Below are 3,303 nucleotides of genomic sequence, written 5' to 3'. Positions count from 1 at the left end.
AACTCGCCGACCAGGTGCTGCCTGCCCTGACCGCAGCCATGAGCCTGCTCAGCACACAGCATCCGGGCGAGGCCGACAACTTCCGCGACACCGTCCTGGTCGCCGTCGAAGCCGCCGTCGGGCCCCGCAAGGGCGAGCCCAGCCCCGCCGTGGCGGCGATGGCCCGCAAGATCACCGCGGCCCTCGACGCCGCCTGAGGGATGCGGGGTCGGTGCAGCACAGCTGGTAGCTGGTCGCGGGGTCCTCTCCGGACCCAGCGACCAGCTACCGACCGTCGAACACGGCTGCGGCGCGTTGGCCGGTTCGATCAGCGCGGTATGCGGCATTTCCGGATGTGCGGCCAATCGACGCCGAATCAGTGTGGTGCGGGTAGCGCCCCGTGCCGCTCGAGTAGTTCGACGTCCAGCAACTGCGCCTCACCGTTACCGATCGACCAGTCCTCCTTGCTGTTCTCCATCAGGGTGATCACGACATCCTCCCGACGCACCCCGACCGCTGCCAGCTCGTCGGCGATGGCCCGGTACAGCGCCTGCTTGAGCTCTGCCGAGCGACCGCCCACCAGCGCGATCTGCACGAAAACTACGTCACGATGCTCGATTCCGAGATACTGCGGGGCGTAGACGAACGCATCGGCCGGACGCGGCTCGATTATCTGGAAGCGGTCATCTTGCGGGATGCCAATCTGTGACACCAGCGCTTCATGCACACCGTCGGCTATGGCCCGCTGCATCGCTGCAGTGATGTTGTTGCGCAACGAGATTCGAACGAGTGGCATGACAGCCTCCTGACTTTCACAATAGTAGTCAGGTAAATCATGGCTGACTTTCCAAATGAAAGTCAAATAGGATGGTGGCATGCACTGGCATGAGCAGGACCCGGTCAACTGCAGCGTCGGCCGCACCCTCGAAGTCGTCGGGAAACCGTGGGTGCTGCTGATCCTGCGTGAGATCTTCCGTGGCCTGCACCGGTTTCACGACATTCAGCAGCACCTGGCCGTCTCCCCGCCCGTCCTGTCCCGCCGACTCGATTCCCTGGTCGACGACGGCCTGATCGATCGCGTGCCCTACCGGGTGCCGGGACAGCGCGAGCGATACGAGTACCACCTCACGCAGCCGGGGCGAGCGCTGTTACCAGTCTTCGCCGCTCTGCACGAATGGGGAGACGCCTACCGCGCCGACGATTGCGGCGCGGCCACCGTTTACCGCCACCGCGACTGCGGCGCCGAAGTCCGGCTGCATCTGGAATGCACCCACGGACATCGACTGACGACCGGCGACGACGTGGTCGCAGAACCGGGAATCGGAGCGATCGCGCTCGCCCTGGAATGATCGGGGTCAGCCGCTGCCGGCCCGACACCCCGACCCGCTTCACCGTTCGGGCGCGTCTATCCGCCGATGGGCCCGTCCGAGTGGTGAATCGTCCTCCGATCGGCCGACGGCACCGATCTCAGTGAGCGGTTCTGTCCACAAAGGTGCGGCATCCTCACGAAAATCGGCATTGCGGGACGCCCTGAGCCGTAAGGTTCGCTGTTCGCTGTTCGCTGTTCGCTGTTCGCTGTTCGCGCGGTAGGCGGCATTTGCGGACATGTCGAAGCAGGGCCGGAGTAGTAGCTACGCTCACCACGATCTCGGCCTGCACGCATACCGAACTTGTCGGAGGCTACTCGTAGCGTTCATGGAATGAACTGGAGACCGTGGCTGGAGCTGTGGAGCGAGGAACGGATCACCACCAGTGATCCCGGTGACCTGGAGCCCGAGGTGGTGCAGCAGCGTTGGCTCGGCTACGCTCCGGCCGCCGAGGCCGACGTCGCAGCGGTCGAACAGCGCCTCGGCCTGAGGTTGCCGCCCTCCTATCGCGGCTTCCTGCTAACCACCGATGGATGGCGCCATGCCGGGGAATTCGTGCGGAAGATGCGTGACACCACCAATCTGGGATGGCTGCGTGACCTCGAACCGGCCTGGGAGTCGTGGGCCGACCTGGTCACCGAGGCTCCGGTCGACGCGCCGGGTAACCCGTTCAGTCGCGGGCTACTGATCTCGCTTCACGCCGACGTCGGAGTCCTGTTCCTCGACCCGGCCGACCGTGACGAGAACGGCGAGTGGGCCGCCTACAGCGTGTTTGCCTGGGCTGAATTTCCGCGGCGATATCCGTCGTTCACTGCCCTCATGGAATCGCTGTACCAAGGCTTTCATCAAATACGTCAGCCGGCGGGCAAGACCCGTGACAGCTGGGATCTGGCGGTGGAACAGGCTCGAGGCGAGGCCCTTTCCGGGGACACCGACACAGCCATGGTGGCCCTGGAAAAAGCCCAACATTTCGGCCAGCCACGCGCCACAGTTCTCCGAGTCCAGCTCCAGATGTTCCTCGCCACCTCCTCCCCCTACGAGGCCTCCCGGATTCTTTCGGATCTGCTGCCTCCGGGGCCTTTCCCGGACGGATTCTTCGCTGGTTCGCTGTTCACCGACGAGTTCCTGCCGTGCATGTTCCTGCAACACGCACATAAAGAACCCTGGTATGGCTCCGCGCTCGAAAATGCCCAGTACCTGGCAGACCGCGCACTCACCGGACACCGCGTAGCCCTCGAACGCGCCCAGCAACACGCCGACGATGAGCACTCGCAGTACTCCGCGCTCGAAATTGCCCAGCTCCTCGAAATCACACAAAACGACCCCGGGCTCGAGATCGGACGTGCCATCGACGAGCACCGAGCACGGGTGCAGCAGCCCGGCTACCAGCTCACCTACGGAAACCAAGCATTCGACACCGCGGTACGAAACGCGCTCGCGCAACACCACTCCGACTCAGCGGCACTGTGGCAGGCGCTCGAGACCGCGATGACGCACTGGCAGCCCCGCACTCCAGATCACATCGCCCCGGTCGCGCTGCTCGCCGACCCTGTTCTGGCGTACAGCCTCACCCCGGAACGCGGCCGCGCGTTGTTGAGTAAACCGCGCAGTGGCCGCTGACCCCACGAGCAACCGCCCCGACATTCCGCAGCATCGGAAACGGTAGCCGGTGGTGTCGGCATCCCGAGCAGACCGAATCGGTTCTGTCACTGGTTGCGCACCACCCGGCGACAACTCAGTCCTCACCGCACACCCGCACCGGCCCCAGATCACCTGCGACCACGCTGGATAGCACGCTCATCGGCAGAAGCGGACATTCGCCAACCGCGTGCCCAGCGGCATAGAAAGACGTTCTATGCGCCGGGTGTCTGGACGAGGGAACGTCCTCCTGATGCGCTTGTCGGGCTTGGTGTCCCATCGCAGTAGGAGGACGTTCGTGGGTAACGGTAATGGCTTG

General features: G+C 64.5%; 3 protein-coding genes and 1 pseudogene. 3 read left to right on the top strand and 1 reads right to left on the bottom strand.

Annotated elements, in window-relative coordinates:
• A pseudogene (locus ACLMAL_RS39390) lies at positions 1 to 197 on the top strand (hypothetical protein); the annotation flags it as partial.
• A 158-nt stretch (positions 198 to 355) separates the two neighbouring features.
• On the opposite strand, the gene ACLMAL_RS39385 reads toward ACLMAL_RS39390, so the two are convergent.
• Complete coding sequence (locus ACLMAL_RS39385) at positions 356 to 775, bottom strand: tautomerase family protein (protein ID WP_412003730.1); 420 nt, start codon at positions 773 to 775, stop codon at positions 356 to 358.
• 79 nt (positions 776 to 854) lie between these two features.
• Between ACLMAL_RS39385 and ACLMAL_RS39380 the strand changes: the two genes are divergently transcribed.
• Together ACLMAL_RS39380 and ACLMAL_RS39375 are read left to right on the top strand one after the other, a co-directional pair.
• Complete coding sequence (locus ACLMAL_RS39380; RefSeq protein WP_412003729.1) at positions 855 to 1,328, top strand: winged helix-turn-helix transcriptional regulator; 474 nt, start codon at positions 855 to 857, stop codon at positions 1,326 to 1,328.
• 351 nt (positions 1,329 to 1,679) lie between these two features.
• Positions 1,680 to 2,966, top strand: a complete 1,287-nt coding sequence (locus ACLMAL_RS39375) for an SMI1/KNR4 family protein (RefSeq protein WP_412003728.1) — start codon at positions 1,680 to 1,682, stop codon at positions 2,964 to 2,966.
• Positions 2,967 to 3,303: the final 337 nt, after the last annotated feature.

The organism is Nocardia sp. CWNU-33, from assembly GCF_046764895.1.
Lineage (GTDB): Bacteria > Actinomycetota > Actinomycetes > Mycobacteriales > Mycobacteriaceae > Nocardia.
The sequence above is the reverse complement of the archived record's forward strand: the minus strand, read 5'-3'. Positions and strand labels throughout refer to the sequence as shown.

What these genes read in the sequence shown, in the direction of transcription:
- ACLMAL_RS39380 (WP_412003729.1), top strand. Translation starts at nt 855, where the DNA reads ATGCACTGGCATGAGCAGGACCCGGTCAACTGCAGCGTCGGCCGCACC.
- ACLMAL_RS39375 (WP_412003728.1), top strand. Translation starts at nt 1,680, where the DNA reads ATGAACTGGAGACCGTGGCTGGAGCTGTGGAGCGAGGAACGGATCACC.
- ACLMAL_RS39385 (WP_412003730.1), bottom strand. Translation starts at nt 775, where the DNA reads ATGCCACTCGTTCGAATCTCGTTGCGCAACAACATCACTGCAGCGATG.